The sequence below is a fragment of the Microcoleus sp. PH2017_12_PCY_D_A genome (assembly GCF_020738565.1).
Taxonomy (GTDB): domain Bacteria; phylum Cyanobacteriota; class Cyanobacteriia; order Cyanobacteriales; family Microcoleaceae; genus Microcoleus.
Genome location: NZ_JAEQCI010000042.1, coordinates 39,967 through 56,244 on the forward strand (window position 1 = coordinate 39,967; position 16,278 = coordinate 56,244).

Below are 16,278 nucleotides of genomic sequence, written 5' to 3' on the forward strand. Positions count from 1 at the left end.
AAATCCTCAATAAGAAGGACTAAAGTCCTCACTACGAACCAATTTCTCTGTCAATTATTTGTACAATGGTTTGATTGTTGGGAATGCAAATCCTCGGGAAGAAGGACTAAGGACTAAAGTCCTCACTACGAACCAATTGCTTAAAATCTTAATTCGTATTCGGCGGTGACTCGATTGTCTCCTTGGAAATTGGTGGAACCTCTGAGCAATATTTTGTCGTTTAAACGATACCGCACGTTGAATTCTGTTGGCTGATTTGCTGACAATACTCGAATGATTGATGCTGAAAGATTGCGCGTGATGTCGGCCCCAACTTCTAAGCCTATACCGAGGGAACCTGCACCGGATGCGGCCGATGAACTGGAGGTGGCTGTTTGTCCTTCGTTTCCTCTAATTCGTGTCGGAAATAACCTAAATTCGCTCAATCCTGTGGCGTTGGTAACGACTGATTGCAGGTTGTTGAATAATCCGGCACCGGCTAAATTGGCGATCGCCAGCGTACTGTCTCCCTGTCCTAATGTTTGCACGAAACTGCCGCCTAATAGCGCTACAATCTCTGTGGACGATCGACTCGGAGAACTCCTCAACTCCAGATTTTCGGCCAACCCAGAGGCTTTACCCTTGACTAGCGCTTGAATTCGCACACTCCGCACGCTACCGAAACTTGTCGGTTCGTCGGCTATTTCAGAGGCGACAGATGTTCCCGGAGTGCGAAACCGCGAGACTTCTTGTACCGATGTTGCTAATCTCACGTCCAATGTCGGATCGAGTCCTTGTGTTGGTACAAAGGTAGCTGTTTGTGGATATCCTTTGTCAAGCTTAAACTGCGTTGTAAACAAATTCACCGAGCCCGAAGTCAGCCGAATCGTACCCGCAGGGCGAATATCGTCTAAAGTTCCATTCACCGTCAAAGCCCCTGTCGCCTGAAAATTCAATATCGGTGCACTCGTTACCCGCACTCCCCGGCCCAATTTTAGTTGCAAATCGTTTAATCCAACTTCAAAGGAAGGGGAAGCGGAAGTCGCAGTCGGAGTCGCAGGAGAAGTAGAAACCTCAGTCGGAGTCGTAGGGGAAGATGTCGCAGGGGGGGAATCGGAAGAAACTAACTTAGTTCCGCCACCGGCGCTGGGGAGAAATACTTCGCCGTCGTACAGTTCAATGTTACCGCTCAACTGCGGCCGCAAAGCTGTTCCGGTTGCTTGAACTTGACCGACTGCGCCGCCGCGATACAATCCTCTGAGATTCAATCCCAGTTTATCTAGATTGACGGCCAAAGGATTCGCTGCATCGACATCGCCCTCCGCAAAGGGTACAGATAATGGAATCACGCCCTGGGCTACAACTTCCCCTTTACTCAATTGTCCCCGAATTTGTTCTACCCGAATTCGATCGCCCTCAAAGCGCACTGCCCCAGTCAGCCCTGTAATCGGTTCTGGGAAAGCCCGCGCCCGGACGGTTGCATTTTCAAAATTGGCGATTCCTTCCGCTACAGGCTGTTGCAGCGTCCCTCCGACGCGAATTTGTACCTGTCCCTTGCCGTTCACCCAGGCAACTTGGGGAGTCAAGACATTAATAACTGCCAAACCTTCATTCTGCAAATTTGCCCTGAAATCTATTTGATTGTTGTCGGGTTTTACAGAAGCAAACGGTAACTCAAAAGGCAAACTTCCCTGCACTTCAATTGGTTCGGTTTGAGTCACCAAAGCGCTACCGCCAAAGTTGACCCGGGCGTTGCTGTAACTGAAACTGCTGTCGGCTTTTTTGATCGGTTCTCCGTTTAGCGTTCCGTCAAGCAAACTTAATTCGCCGGTGGCTTGCGGATTTTCTAAACTTCCGGCTAAGTTTGCCCGCAAATTTAAGTTTCCGGTTACGTCCACAAAGGGCAATTCGATTAGTTTTGCTAACTCTTCCACGGGTACATTTTCTACCCGCAACTGCCCGGATTGAGCTTTTTGCCCGAGTTGTCCCGAAAACCCGATCGCACTTTTGCCCGATCGAATTTCCAGAGGCAAAACAGTTAAAATCCCGTCCTGAAAACTGCCCTCAATGCTGAACTGTTCGGCGACATATTTTCCCCACTGCCAATTATCGCCTTTGACGTTAAATTGAGCTTGCACGCCTGTTCGGAGAGAACCTGCGACTGCAATTTCGCCTCCAAAAGTTCCCTGCAATTGAGATAAAACCGGCAATTTTTCTGATTGTTTCACAGCCTGTTGTTGCTGCAAGATTACTTCGATTTCTGCCAAGCGGCGCAACTGTTCGATTAACGGGGCTTCCGGTTCTCCGACTGCTACAGTTTGCACGTCGCCGCTGTTACCGTAAACGGGAGGTTTTAAGCCTCGGGCTAAATCTCCTAAATTGAAATACTGCAAAGCTGCTAAAACTTGCTGCAAATTCCCCTGCTGGATGTTAACTTTCCCGGCAAATTCGGGATTGGCGCCTGCTTTGACGTTGCCGGAAATGGAGTATTGACCGGTACCTTGGCGGAAAATGCCGTTTGTGAGAGTGGCGCTGCCGTTAGCATAGCTGAATTCGGCTTGGAAACTGTCACCTTTAATGTAGCCGATCGCTGGTTGGGCGATCGCAATTTGTCCGTTGGCTTGCAAAGTCGCTGGATTTAACGGCATCTTCCAACCGGGCACGTTGACTTGTCCCGAAACAGTACCGGTTATCGGCCCCAAACCTGCTTCTTTTCCCGGTGAGAGATTCAACGCAGCCAGGGGGAAATCGCTTAAATTAACTCGCAAAGTTTCGCCCTCAGCTTGGCCGCGGGCTACTGATTCCCCGCGTTTAACTAAAAAAGATGTCGGCAAAAACGACTGATTTAAAGCGACTTCGATTTTGTCTTGGACGCCAGCCAAACGCAAATCTACACTTTTATCCGAACTCGCAGTCACTTTCCCCGCCAGTACCGAGTCAAAAGCGACTTCATTTACTGCTAAATTCCGCACTTCCACGTCGCCAACTAAACTCAGGGCGGCGAGGGTTCCGGTGAGGCGCCCCGTGAAATCGACATTGCCGCGCACAGGCTGATTTTTCTCTGAAGCATTTTTGACACCAATTGGTGTCAAAAATGCCAACTGTTCTGCTGGCAAGGCTTCCAGGTTAAAATTGGAGAGTTTTACATCCAAATCTAGATTGGAAATTGAGGGTAATCCTTTCCCAGCCAACTCAACGCCGACAAATCCGCTGGCTGTCAAACCCCGAGTTGCAGCTTGTTCTACTTCTATCCGTTTGCCGTCCCAATTAAATATGGCATCAAAAGGTTGTTTGAGAAACGGCAATTCTGAGATGCGGAAACTGCCGCCGGCGCGAACAGTTTGCGCCGAAGCAGCAGCAATCGGGCCGGATAAATTGACATTCCCGTTAAACAGTCCTCGCAGTAAGGGGAGATTTTGGGCTTGGGAAACTAAACCTCCGGCTTGCAAGCTTTGGCGCTGGGCTTCAAAGGCTTTCTGGAAGCGACTTAGGGCGATTTGGTCGCCTTCTATTGACGCGCGCCAATTCCCCGATTGCGCGCTACCTGTGGCGCTGACAATTCCGCCGCCGTTGGCTAGTCGAATTTGTCCGTCGCCGTTGGCTGTGATGCCGTTGGCTGTGAGATTATCTGTATTTCCCACAATTCGGAGTTTGCCATCGAGGGTTCCGGCAATTTCTCGCGGTAAATTGGTTGTTAGCAAACCTGTTTGTTTGAGGGTTTGTTCTAAGTTGCTGACTGTAACTCCGTTGGTTTCCAGCAATGCTTCTAAGTTGCCGTTTTCTAATTTTGCCGCAGTATCGATCGCCCCGAGCCGATCGACCAAAATTCGTCCTTCCCCGCTAGCACGAATTCCTTTAGCTGTCAAGTTATCCAAACTGCCCGATGCTTGGTATTGGCCGTTAACTCTGCCGTCAAATCCTTTAGGTAAAGTCGCCGTGAGAGTAAACAGTTGGAGGTTGCGGACTGTTTGTTCTAAGCGACTGAGAATAACTCGATCGAGATCCGCGACAGCTTGCCATTGTCCAGCATCTAATTTTCCCTTAAAATCAACCGTACCGTCGGCAATATTTAATTTACCGCTGCTGTTGACAGCTATATCGGCTGATTTGTCAAGACTTCCCGCTGCTTGAATTTGATTCGATATTTGACCGTCAAGGGATTTTAGATTTTGGATTTTGGATTTTAGATTGCTATATTGTTCTTGCTTTTCGGGATTGAATGCGGAAGCCGCATCTAACAGCGGCAATCCTAAATTTACCAGGCTGCTGAGGTCAGTGCGATCGGTTTCTGCGGTTCCTTGCCAATTTCCCGCTGCCAATTCTCCTTTAAAATTGACATTGCTGCCACCGAGATTTAGTTTGCCGCTACCGTTGAGATTAATTGCGCTAGCCGTCAAATTGTCAAGACTTCCCGAAGCGGTAAATTGACTCGATAACTGGCCGTCGATCGATTTTAGATTTTGGATTTTGGATTTTAGATTGGCAGGTTGCTGATTTTCGGGATTGAAGGCGGAAGCTACATCTAACAGTGGTAGTGTTAAATCTACCAGGCGGCTGAGGTCAGTGCGATCGGTTTGTGCGGTTGCTTGCCAGTTTCCGTCTGTCAATTCTGCTTTGAGATTGACACTGCTGTCGGCAATATTGAGTTTACCGTTGGTGCTAAGATTGATTGCGCTAGCGGTTAAATTGTCAACATTTCCCGCAGCTTGAAATTCTCCGGCTAGCTGGCCGTCCAACGATTTTAGATTTTGGATTTTGGATTTTAGATTGTCGAGATTTGCGGCGGGTGATGTGTTATAATTTGATGTGGCTAAGAACGGCAAGCCAATATCAATTAAGCGATTGAGAGCAACTTTTTCGGTTTTGCCGGAAGCTTGCCAGCGGCCGGATTCTAGTTTGCCATTAACATCAACTATACTGTCAGCAACATTTAGCGTTCCTTTGCCGCTAGCATAAATACCATTTAAACTCAAATCGTCCAGAGTTCCCGCTGCTTCGGCGGTGCCGCTGAACAAACCTGCTAATTCAGGAGGTAAATTAAGTCCGGGAATCAGTGGCTGCAAACTTTTCAATGCCACGCGATCGCCCTTTAGTATAGCTTCCCACTGACGGTCTTGGATCGCCGCATCCACATTCACCGCAGCATCGCCAATTTTGACAACCGTATTTTGCAAATCCGCCGTATTACCTCCGGCGCGAATTTCGCCACTAGCCGGAAAAGTCCCTTGCAGTGCTTGCCATTGAGCTCGGGCTTGGATATTATTTAACGGCCCGAAAACTTGAGCTTTGGCGGACACACTACCAATTTTAACAGCAGCGGGAATCGGGAGAGCGTAAATTTGGGCGATCGCATCTCCCGGCAGATTTTCCGCTTGCAAATCGAACACCAAACCCGATCGCGAATTCTCACTTCCCAAGGCGAGATCTACTTCACCTTTCCCGCTAATTTTACCGCCCGCCGCCGGCACCACTAAGATATCGCTCAAAGTCAAAGCTAAAGAGGACAACGGCACAGTTGACGGTGGAGAATTCGGCGCTGGAGTTTGAGCGATTCTCCCGCGTTCTAGTTTGAAATTAGTGCTAATATTGTTTAATTGCAGGCGATCGACCGTAGCGGGTTTGGTCGAGGCGATCGCACCTGCCAGCACTGGATTTGCAACGGTTCCAGTCAGCTTAGCATCCGCCTTCACTTCTGTGGCAACTGCGATCGGCAACACGACTTTCTGCCCTAACTCTGTCTCCACCGCACTGATAATATTTGCCACGGCTACCGGTTGCACGTTAGTTATCAGATTGAAACTCGCTTGTTCGGTATTAAAATTAGCTCCAGTGGCAACTGTTCCTGCTATTTGAACTGGAATTAAACCGTAATTAGCTGTGAGACTATCGACAATTAAATTAGTTCCCTGAAACCGCAATTGACCGCTACCATTTTGGACAATCTGTTTCAGCGGATTGATATTTGCTTGCACTCCTGCAAAACTCGCCGTTCCTGTAATTCCAGATAATTTATTGTCTCGCACTTGCACAGTTAAATTGCTATTTGCCAGACCTTTTTGTAGAGAAATGCCGGAAAGTTTCAGCAAGCGGGCGAGGTCTGACAAAGGTAAGTTTTGCGATTGCAGCAGCACGTTAGTTTGAGCCGCAGGCAATAGAGAATCAGCCTTGACTGCAAAATTGTCATTATTGGTAAACTGACCGTTAAGTTCGTAGAGAACGCGCTGATTTTGCTCGCGAAATAAAGCGCTGCCATTTTTGAGACTTACAGAAATTGGCGCCGAAGTTTTTTGTCCGACTGCGGGACTAGGCACTAAAACTGCACCGGCATTTTCAACTCGAATTGCTTCAATTTCAGTTTTAAATAAACCCGCAGGTTTTTTGTCCTGGGTGGGAATATTAACCCAGCGGCCTTCTGCATCCTGTTCGATATAAGCGCTGGGTTTAACTAAGGTAATATCTAGTTTGAGAGTGCGGTTGAACAGCAGCGGCAAAATTGAAAATTTCACTTCCACTGCTTCTGCAGAAGCGTAATCGGGATCGATCGCAGTTGTCGGTACGCTCGATCGACCAAACCGCAAACCGATCGGAGAAAATCGCTCCAAAGGTCCGATTTCCACTGGCCGCTTCAGTGTCTGACTGACCTCAGAGGCCACAATCGGAGCTAATTTTTTCTGCACCCACTCCCGTGCGGCCACCGCCCCAACCAGGCCGAGAATGCCCGCTCCCGTACCGCTAAGCAGCAGGATACGCCACCAGCGGCGTCCTGGACGGGGTGCGAGTTGTTTTTTGTCATCGTCGGAGTTAGTCATGGGTGTTTCTCAAAGCTTGTGAGAATTCAGGAATTGAGGACATCAGTCGATTTGAGAGAGGAAGTTCGGCAACGGATTATGTAGCGGATGTAACAGATGTAACGGATGTAACGGAGCTCACGCAGAAGGAAGAATCAATAAAAGTTCACGTTTGGCCAATGCGAGAACGTCCTAACCGTCTTCGTGGTGCTATATAACTTTTTTTGATTCGATCGCGCGGTTTCTGTCTTTGCTAGACTCATAACTGAGCTTGGAAGTGCCGATCGCACAATCAAACTTCAATATTCACCCCCTCCCATGTCGCACAGACTCCAGAAATCTTTACTAAACTTAATCTAAAATCGTCACACCTCGTACAACCGACAGTCAATCTAAAATCTAAAATCTACAATCTAAAATCGCCACACCTCGTACAACCGACAGTCAATCTAAAATCTAAAATCTAAAATTTAAAATTGCCCGATCGCTTCTAAGATAAAAAAACGGTGGTTAAGAAGGTCTTTAAAACTTATGCGAGTGTTCGTCTTACTCTTCAATGCCCGCACCGAGAATGAGGGAATTCACACCATTCAACTCGGCGATCGCAACAAAGTTCTGATGTTTGAGTCAGAAGACGACGCCACACGCTTTGGCGTGATGTTGGAAGCTCAGGATTTCCCGGAACCCGCTGTCGAGGCGATCGACGATGAAGAAATTAAGGAGTTCTGCGATAGTGTTGATTATGATTGGGAACTGGTGCCGGCGGGCGCGCTAGCGATTCCGCCAGAAGACAATGTAGCACAGACTCAGTGGCAGGCCGAGGGGCAGTCGCAACCGGAGTCACAGCCGGAGTCGGATTCTGAGGTTTCTCAAGACGAACTCGATTCTATGCGCCGCCGACTCGAAGGACTTTTGTAATCACGAAGGAAGAAGGAAGAGGGAAGAAGGAAGAGGTTCGAGGGAAGACGGAAGAGGGATAAATTTGATATCTCCTTTGCATTCTCAATCCTAGACTAAATTTCTAGATACAGGCTTCCAGGCTGAAGCTGGGACTCTGTATGTCTCCTGACTCTGCCCGCCAAAGCCCAAAATTGCCAAAACACCGTTAATAACTGAGAAAAAATGAAGAATTTGGAAGAACGGGGGCACCTGCTGACGGAACAGGTGAATGCCAACAGCGCGAATTTAGACCAACTCAGCTCGATCGAATTAGTAGACTTGTTCAACCGGGAAGATGCCCAAACCTTAAATGCGATCGCCCGTGCCCGCGAACAGTTAGCCCGGGCGATCGACATCGGCGCCGAATCTCTGCGTCAAGGAGGCCGCCTGTTTTACGTCGGTGCGGGTACTTCCGGGCGTTTGGGGGTGCTCGATGCCGCCGAGTGTCCCCCCACCTTCTGCACGCCGCCAGAACTCGTACAGGGCATAATTGCCGGGGGTGCAGGGGCTTTGGTGCGGAGCTCGGAGGATTTGGAGGATCGGGCTGAAGATGGGGCTGAGTCGATCGCCCACCGTCACATTAACAATCTCGATGTGGTTGTCGGGATTACGGCTGGAGGTACAACGCCCTTTGTAGCGGGGGCTTTGCAGGCGGCGCGCCAGCGGGGGGCGAAAACTGTGTTTATCGCCTGCGTACCCGTGGAACAAGTGAGTTTTGAGGCTGATGTGGATATTCGGTTGTTGGTTGGCCCGGAGATAGTGGCGGGTTCGACGCGGTTGAAAGCTGGCACTGTGACAAAAATGGCTTTGAATATTCTTTCGACTGGCGTAATGGTGAAGCTGGGGAAGGTTTACGGCAATCGGATGGTTGATGTGGCGGTTACTAATAAGAAATTGCGCGATCGGGCGGTGCGGATGTTGCAGGATTTAACTGATTTGGGCCGGGATGAAGCGGGTTTTTTGTTGGAAAAAAGCGGCAAGTCTGTAAAGCTGGCTTTGATGATGCACTGGACTAATTTGGAGAAGGAAGAGTGCGATCGAATTTTGGGCGAATTTAAAGGCAATTTGCGATCGGCTGTAGCATCAATACAATTGTAGATTTGAGCGATCGTAGGGTGCGTCGCCGAGCGAAAATCCCTCGCCTTGCATACCGACAATCTCAAAGCGACGCACCTGTTGCTAGGCGAATTTCAAGGCAATTTGCGATCGGCCGTAGCATCAATAAAATTGTAAAGTGCCCGAAGTGAGGAACGAAGCAATCGCCAAGACTATGACGCTTCTCAATTAATAAGACTCGGCGGTTGAAACCGCGTCTACACAACCAAAACCCGGATGGTGCGCGGGTTGAAGATTCGACTGTAACTGGTTCCCAGATAAAGTGCCTGGGAACCAGTAATATTTCGGTTCCTAAATTGCACTCACAAAAACAGAAGATGTAAGCTGACTTTGACTTACACCCTGTACGATGCCCAAATAATTGCTACCAGACTTAATCGCCGTAGAAGCGGCACTTGCGCCTCCATCCAACTGCAAACTCACAGCTTCAAAAGTCAAGTTGGCAAATCCGATACCGTCAGTCAAACCAATCTTATCTCCAGCTACAAAATCGGTAATTACATCCGCACCAACTAAAGTAGCCGAAGCAGACAAACCTCCCGCTAGGATAAACGTATCACTTCCCGCGCCGCCGGTCAGAATATCTTGCCCGCGATCGCCCCCCAAGACATCATCGCCGTTACCGCCAATCAAGATATCGTTTTCCTTGCCGCCCCGGAGAGTATCGTTACCGTCAGATCCGATCAGTCGATCGTTATCATTGTTGCCGCTGATAAAATCATTACCAATACCGCCATCAATGAAATCCGAGTCTTTACCGCCGGATAAGATGTCATTGCCGCCTGCACCGTTAATTGTATCAGCGCCTTGCATTCCATTAATCGTATCAGCGCCTGCTCCTCCAGTGAGATTGTCTTTCCCAGAAAGGGCAAAAATTTGCAATCCCACAGCACTTGCAGGTATTTGAGTATCAGCAGCATCTGAGAGGAAATAATTGCCACCGCTGGCTGTATTCTTCGGTGCTGTCGTCGGGGTTCCGTCCCCTGTAGCATTGGGTATTGGCGAAGTAATAGAAACTAATGTGCTGGGTGTAGGGGTTGGAGTTGGAGTTGGTACGGGAGTTGGAGTTGGAGTTGGAGTGGGAGTTGGAGTTGGAGTTGGTGTCGGAGGTGGTGCGGGATTGACACTACCATCAAGGGAAGTAGCAAAAACCTGCGTCCAATAGTGATTGTAATTGACACTGCCACTATCGTTGGCTAGGAAATAGTAACCAATCCCGATTTCTTTCAGATTCGGGTTAAGAATGTTCCTCCGGTGGCCGTCGCTGTTCATCCACGATGATAGAACTTGTTCGGGTGTAGACGATCCCGCAGCGATATTTTCTGCTGCCGAGCTGAATTTATAACCCGTTGCAGTAATCCGACTTCCCATTGACGAACCATCTTTTCCGGTGTGATCGAAAAAGTCTTGCACTGCCATATTTTGGGTGTGATTTTGCGCCGCATTCAACAACTGAGTATTCAAGGTTAGGGGGGACAAACTCAATTTGCTGCGTTCTATGTTGGTGAGTTCCAAAACTTTATAGATAAAGTTTAGATTGGTTGTGGCTTGTGCAGGTTGTGATAGTTGAGAAGCCGATCGATCTCCTGTTAAAATGTCCGCAGACTGAGAACCGGAATTTTGTAGTTGTTCAAGCATGGGGATGATAAAAATGTTTAAGACTGGGCTGAGCTGGTAGATGGCTTACCGTCTTAACGATAATTTCCCCCGATCGCACGCTGGGCACACTTCAATAATTGTGTTAATGCCTGCCACTGTTGTATCTATTGTTATTATAGCTATTCTTCAACTGCGGATGTCAATATCCGGACTCTGGTTGAAAAACGGCAGAGTGCGATCGCCTGTGGCATCAATACCACCCACATTTCCCATCCGCGAGCGCGTCACACAGAACAATTACCCAGAATCATTTTTTTTTAACGTAATAGATTATACTTGTTGATAATTTTTATCCGTTAATCTACGGTATAACAATATAATTTATAGTTTAATTGCTCGATCGAAATAAGTAAAAACCGATTGTGACAGTTGACAGTGCCCATTTCTTCGCGGGCTGGGGGGCTAGAAACCCGGTTTCTACGAGTTTTGCGTTTAGTTACGAAAAATCTCGAAAGAAACCGGGTTTCTGAGTTCTGCGTGCGATCGCCATTTCTTCGCGGGCTGGGGGGCTAGAAACCCGGTTTCTACGAGTTTTGCGTTTAGTTACGAAAAATCTACGAAGAAACCGGGTTTCACCGATTAGCGATCGCGCACTAATTTTTTAGTAGAATGCTCACAAAAAATTCTCAATTAATTGAAAATTCACCGCTCAAAACTCACAATTTCAAAATATTATCTTGTCCGACTTTAGCCTCCTGAGCAACTTGCTCAACATCATCTTTGGCGAGAATTTCCAAAGCCGCTGCTGCTTCGGCACCGCCCAACCGCCCCAAAGCTTGAGCGACTCTATAACGAATTTGCCAATCTGCATTGGAAGCGTAGGGAAGCAGCAGCGGGAGCGCCCGTTTATCTCCCAATTCTCCTAAGGCGCTAATGGCAATAGTTTGGATCAAATCGTTTTCAGAATTCAGGGCATTTTCTAACATGGGAAAAGCTTTTGGATCGCCCATTTCTCCCAAAGCTGCAACGATGCTGAGTTGCACCAACCATTCAGATGTACTGTTGTAAACTTGCTGCAAATCTTCTAAAGCAGCGGTTAATTTCAAGGCGCCCAAAGCATCGGCTGCTGCTGCTTGCACGTCGGGCTCGGGGTCGTTGTGCAGGCTGTGAAGCAGTACCTCTAAAGCGTTTGGCAGATTCTGGGTGCCGAGGGTTGATATTTGGCTGACTGCGGCGTACCTAACGCGGACGTTTTTGTCGCCGATCGCCATTTGAATCAAATTATAGGCGATCGCAGGTTCTAGCTGCCGCAGTTGGTTGACAGCCCGCAACCTTTCGCCAAAATCCTCGGAATTCAACAATTGTTCGACAGATTCAGGAGTAATGCTCATGGAATTTGGTAATTAGTAATTGGGAAGAAGGAAGAAGAAGGAAGAAGGAAGAAGGAAGAAGGAAGAAGGAAGAAGGAAGAAGGAAGAAATTTTTCTGCCTGTATTCCTGACTTTTTTGTCGCGAATCTAGAGACTTATTGCATAAATCTTTGATTAATAGAGAAACCGGAGATAAACGCAAATAAACGCAGATAATTTCCCAAAAAACGAACGAATCAAAGCAATTAACGTCCTAGGTAATTGGGAATTGCCAAAAGCTGAGAGATTGAAGGAGCGATCGGCTCATTTTCTGATAGAATCCTTCAACTGCAACAATTAATTAAGAATCTGCCGCCATCCATCGGATAATATCTCCCCTAGTGAGGATGCCGATTACTTTGCCGGCACTATCAACCACGGGTAATCTGTGGATGCTGCGATCGTGCATTAGTTTAGCTGCTTGTTGAACAGATTTGTCTGGTTCGATGGTAACGGGTTCTTTACTCATCGCTTCTCCTACTGTTTGTCCTAAAGCTTTGTGAAGTTCTCGCTCGTAACGCGAGGGATTTTCTAGGTAAATCACGCTGTCGAGCACCATGATGTAAGCGGGCGGAGTGACGCCGGTTTCCCGCCACATCAAGTCGGTTTCGGAGATGACTCCTACCAATAAGCCATTCTCATCTACCACGGGAAGACCGCTAATACGGCGATCGGCTAAAATTTTAATGGCTTCGTTCAAAGGCATTTCGGGACGCGCCAAAATCGGATCGCGGCTCATCACATCGGCTACTATTTTGGGCATGATTGGCGGTTGATTTAGTTGTTGCTCCTAACCGATCATATAGGGAAAGCGCGGCACAGACTCAAGAAAGGCAGACGGGGAGAAGGGATTTGTGGCAAGCTAGAAGAACCCAAAAAGTTTGAATGCCAGAATTTATAAAGGTTTTTGCGATCGCACTTGGGAATTCTGCCCTTTGTCAGGCCCAGACGGGCGATCGACCTGACAACATTGTTAAAATATCTTAAACAGCGGATCTAGTAACCGCGCCCGACGATGAGGAAGTTCTTAATTCCCAAAACCCCTACCGAAGATTCCCTCGAACCTCTTCCCTCTATCCAATACATCCGTTACATCCGTTAAATAATCCGTTGCCGAACTTCCTTCTTCTATAAATTCTTACCGATGCCAGAATCTCCAGCCCCAGAAGCAGACACCCAACCACAAGCGCGCTGTGTATTGGTTTGCCAGTATCAATCTTGCCTGAGAAATGGTTCAGCAGCAGTGCTAGCTGCTTTTGAAGCCCAACCAGTCCCCGGGGTAACAGTTGAAGCTAGTAGCTGTCAGGGACAGTGCAACACGGGCCCGACTGTGCGTGTCACCCCAGACGAAATCTGGTATTGTCGAGTTAAACCGAGTGATGTACAGTCGATCGTGGAAGACCACCTTAAAGGGGGAAAACCTGTAGAGGCGCTGTTCAATCCGAGAATACATATGCGTTATTATTATTAGTCTTGAGTTGATGCGGTGATTTTTATCGGATATGTTCCTATCTAATTTGGACTTTTCTCTTAAGTCTTTGATTGATGGCTAACCGCAGATTTAAAGCAGATAGACACAGATGAACGCAGATATTTTTTAGATAGAAAGACAAGTTTGATAAAAAGTATTCTGAATAGTGGTTGTGATGGAAGTGAAGCTTTGAGAATCAAAGGAATTGCGGTTAGTTTGTTAGTTTTAATTCTGGGGCGCACTTCCCAGGTAGTCGCTCAAACGCCTCCGATTGCTGGCGATATTTGTCCTGGGGAATTGGGGGCGAAGGTAGATGCGATCGCCAATCGTGCTGAATTTAGCCGATCGCGCTGGGGCATTTTGATTCAACCGCTATCATCTACCGCGACTCTCTACAGCCGTGACAGCACCAAATATTTCATTCCAGCATCCAACGTCAAGCTGCTAACCACAGCGGCTGCTTTGCAGAAACTCGGTGCGGATTTTCGGATTAAGACATCGGTTTACAGCGGCGCAAATGGCAGTTTGTACGTTGCCGGTAGGGGCGATCCGAGCATTGCTGAACCTCAGTTGAAGGATTTGGCGCAGCAGTTGAAACGCCGTGGAGTCGATCGCATAAATGAGTTGATTGGCGATGACAGCTATTTTCAAGGCAGTGCAGTCAATCCGAATTGGGAATGGGAAGACGCCCAAGCTGGCTATGGCGCGCCGGTTAACAGTTTAATTTTCAATCAAAATGCGATCGAGCTTGTTTTGTCCCCGCAGGATCTCGGGCAACCGCTGAAAGTCACTTTTGCCGAACCAAAATTAGCCAATCAGTGGCAAATTCTGAACAATTCAGTGACAGTCTCGCAAAATGAATCCGAGTTTATTGAAGTTGGCCGGGAATTCGATCGGCCCCAAATTCGAGTTAGCGGGCAGTTGAAAGTTGGTGCTGAATCTGAATCAGCTTATGTCGCAGTTGTCAATCCCGCGAATAACTTTTTGCAGAATTTTCAGCAATCCCTCGCGGCTGAGGGAATTTCTGTTAAACAAGCTTTGGTTGCATCTAATTATCGCAATTTTACTCAAGAATTAGCGTTTGTTGAATCGCCGCCGCTGGCAGAATTGGTGAAGGAAACTAATCGGGAAAGCAACAATCTTTATGCAGAAGTTTTATTGAGATTGTTGGGGAAAGTTACAGGCATCTTGCCTGTGCCACAAACAGTCACAGGCAAGATGCCTGTGCCACAAGAGGATACAGGTGAAATTGGTTTGAAAGAGTTAAAAATAGCTTTAACTCAATTAGGTGTAAATCCAAACAGCTATATATTGGCCGACGGTTCGGGACTTTCCCGCCACAATTTAATTAGTCCCGAAGCTTTGGTGCAAACTTTGAGATTGATGGCGAATTCACCTGCTGGATCTATCTACCGCGCATCACTGCCCGTGGCTGGCGAGAGCGGTACTTTGAAAAATCGCATAAATACTACATCAAACCGCGTAATTTTGCAAGCAAAAACTGGAACGTTGAGCGGAGTTTCGGCGCTGTCGGGATATATCGAAGTTCCGAATTACGATCGGCTGGTGTTTAGCATTATCGTCAATCAATCTGACCTGCCGGCTTCAAAATTGCGATCGGCAACGGACGAAATTGTGTTATTATTAAACCGCCTGCGCCGCTGTTAAAACCACATATTTAAAGTGAGAAAGTTCATCTAAGTAGTTACACCTAAAAAATAGGAGACAGCAAAACGCTACAAGTTTTAAGTTTAACTACATTACAGCGGCGGGGATCGAAAAGCAGCTAGAATAAAAACAGAAGAATTACAACCATTGGACAGTTTGGGCCTGCTATCAGTCGGCGGGTTCTGTACTGCCAGAAAATAAGTCTAACTTTGCAACTATGAAGTCTTTAGATTCCGAACAGCAACACATCTTTGTCGAAACCAACAACATCCGCCTGCACTGCGTTTCCCAAGGAGAAGGCGAACTCGTTCTACTCCTGCACGGGTTTCCTGAGTTTTGGTACTCTTGGCGCCATCAAATTCCTGCTTTAGCGCGCCATTTCAAGGTTGTGGTGCCGGATTTGCGGGGCTACAACGATTCGGACAAGCCGGAAAGCGGTTATGATTTGGATACGCTGAGTGCGGATATTCGCGGTTTGATCGATCGCCTCGGCTATACAAAAGCCCACATTGTCGGTCACGATTGCGGTGGTGCGATCGCGTGGCATTTAGCTCAAAAATTCCCCGAAAAACTCAACCGTTTAGCAATTTTAAACGCTCCGCACCCGCAGCGATTCGTGCAGGAAATGGCGAGCAATTTAGACCAACTCCGCCGCAGTTGGCACATTTTGGCTTTCCAAGTTCCCGGCATCCCCGAATGGTTGATCCGGCAAAATTTGAAAGATTTTGTGCAAAATATTTTGCAAGGACAAGCTGTTCGGAAAGGAGCTTTTAGCGCTGAGGAAACTAAGATTTATCAGACAGCTTTAGAAAAGCCGGGAGTGTTAGCGGCGGCGATGAATTATTACCAGCAGATGTTTCACCCGCAGCGGCTTTGGCATTGGGGGCAGAAGTTAGAACCTGTGACAGTACCTACTTTGGTGCTTTGGGGAGAAGAAGATGCGTTTTTGAGCCACACGCTTGTAGAAGGTTTAGATCGGTTAATTACGGCTCCGTTTAAGTTAAAATTAATCCCTCACTGCGGTCACTGGATTCAGCAGGAAGCGCCACAAACGGTGAATCGAGAATTGCTGAATTTTTTGAGAAATTCCTCTCGTTCTTTGGCTTTGGCATAAAAGGTTTTAAACATTGCAAATAAAAACCCGATTTCACAGGGAAACTGGGTTTTTATTTGTCTTGAGTAGTTTTTGTAGGGTGCTATAAGAGCGTATCGGCTAATCTTGTAGGGTGCGCACTGCGCACGGAAAAAGTCAATCGGTGTGGGCGCGATGGGATACGAAGTCAACCGGTGCGCGGCTAATCTTGTAGGG

At 47.7% G+C, this 16,278-nt stretch carries 9 protein-coding genes; 5 read left to right on the forward strand and 4 right to left on the reverse strand.

What is annotated here, in order from left to right; all coding sequences use genetic code 11:
- Positions 1 to 140 precede the first annotated feature (140 nt).
- Positions 141 to 6,788, reverse strand: a complete 6,648-nt coding sequence (locus tag JGK39_RS13480) for a translocation/assembly module TamB (protein ID WP_293254158.1) — start codon at positions 6,786 to 6,788, stop codon at positions 141 to 143.
- A gap of 510 nt (positions 6,789 to 7,298) precedes the next feature.
- Between JGK39_RS13480 and JGK39_RS13485 the strand changes: the two genes are divergently transcribed.
- Positions 7,299 to 7,685 (forward strand): DUF3110 domain-containing protein, encoded by a 387-nt coding sequence (locus JGK39_RS13485; RefSeq protein ID WP_293254161.1) that lies wholly within the window; start codon positions 7,299 to 7,301, stop codon positions 7,683 to 7,685.
- A gap of 204 nt (positions 7,686 to 7,889) precedes the next feature.
- Positions 7,890 to 8,804 (forward strand): N-acetylmuramic acid 6-phosphate etherase, encoded by a 915-nt coding sequence (murQ, locus tag JGK39_RS13490; protein ID WP_293254164.1) that lies wholly within the window; start codon positions 7,890 to 7,892, stop codon positions 8,802 to 8,804.
- Between the two features lie 309 nt (positions 8,805 to 9,113).
- Here murQ and JGK39_RS13495 read toward each other — a convergent pair whose 3' ends face one another.
- From JGK39_RS13495 to JGK39_RS13505, 3 genes are all read right to left on the reverse strand, one after another.
- Positions 9,114 to 10,460, reverse strand: coding sequence for a CAP domain-containing protein (locus JGK39_RS13495; RefSeq protein ID WP_293254167.1), 1,347 nt, complete (start codon positions 10,458 to 10,460; stop codon positions 9,114 to 9,116).
- Between the two features lie 677 nt (positions 10,461 to 11,137).
- Positions 11,138 to 11,812 (reverse strand): phycobilisome degradation protein NblB, encoded by a 675-nt coding sequence (gene nblB, locus JGK39_RS13500; protein ID WP_293254170.1) that lies wholly within the window; start codon positions 11,810 to 11,812, stop codon positions 11,138 to 11,140.
- Between the two features lie 319 nt (positions 11,813 to 12,131).
- Positions 12,132 to 12,593 (reverse strand): CBS domain-containing protein, encoded by a 462-nt coding sequence (locus tag JGK39_RS13505; RefSeq protein WP_293254173.1) that lies wholly within the window; start codon positions 12,591 to 12,593, stop codon positions 12,132 to 12,134.
- A 381-nt stretch (positions 12,594 to 12,974) separates the two neighbouring features.
- Here JGK39_RS13505 and JGK39_RS13510 point away from each other — a divergent pair, with 381 nt between their 5' ends.
- The 3 genes from JGK39_RS13510 to JGK39_RS13520 all read left to right on the forward strand — a co-directional run bounded on the left by JGK39_RS13510 (position 12,975) and on the right by JGK39_RS13520 (position 16,083).
- Positions 12,975 to 13,301, forward strand: coding sequence for a (2Fe-2S) ferredoxin domain-containing protein (locus JGK39_RS13510; protein WP_293254176.1), 327 nt, complete (start codon positions 12,975 to 12,977; stop codon positions 13,299 to 13,301).
- 144 nt (positions 13,302 to 13,445) lie between these two features.
- Positions 13,446 to 14,969 carry a D-alanyl-D-alanine carboxypeptidase/D-alanyl-D-alanine-endopeptidase gene (dacB, locus tag JGK39_RS13515; protein ID WP_293297459.1) on the forward strand — a complete coding sequence of 508 codons (1,524 nt, stop codon included), beginning with the start codon at positions 13,446 to 13,448 and terminating at the stop codon, positions 14,967 to 14,969.
- Positions 14,970 to 15,186: 217 nt separating this feature from the next.
- Positions 15,187 to 16,083, forward strand: a complete 897-nt coding sequence (locus JGK39_RS13520) for an alpha/beta hydrolase (protein ID WP_293254182.1) — start codon at positions 15,187 to 15,189, stop codon at positions 16,081 to 16,083.
- The last annotated feature ends 195 nt before the right edge of the window (positions 16,084 to 16,278 follow it).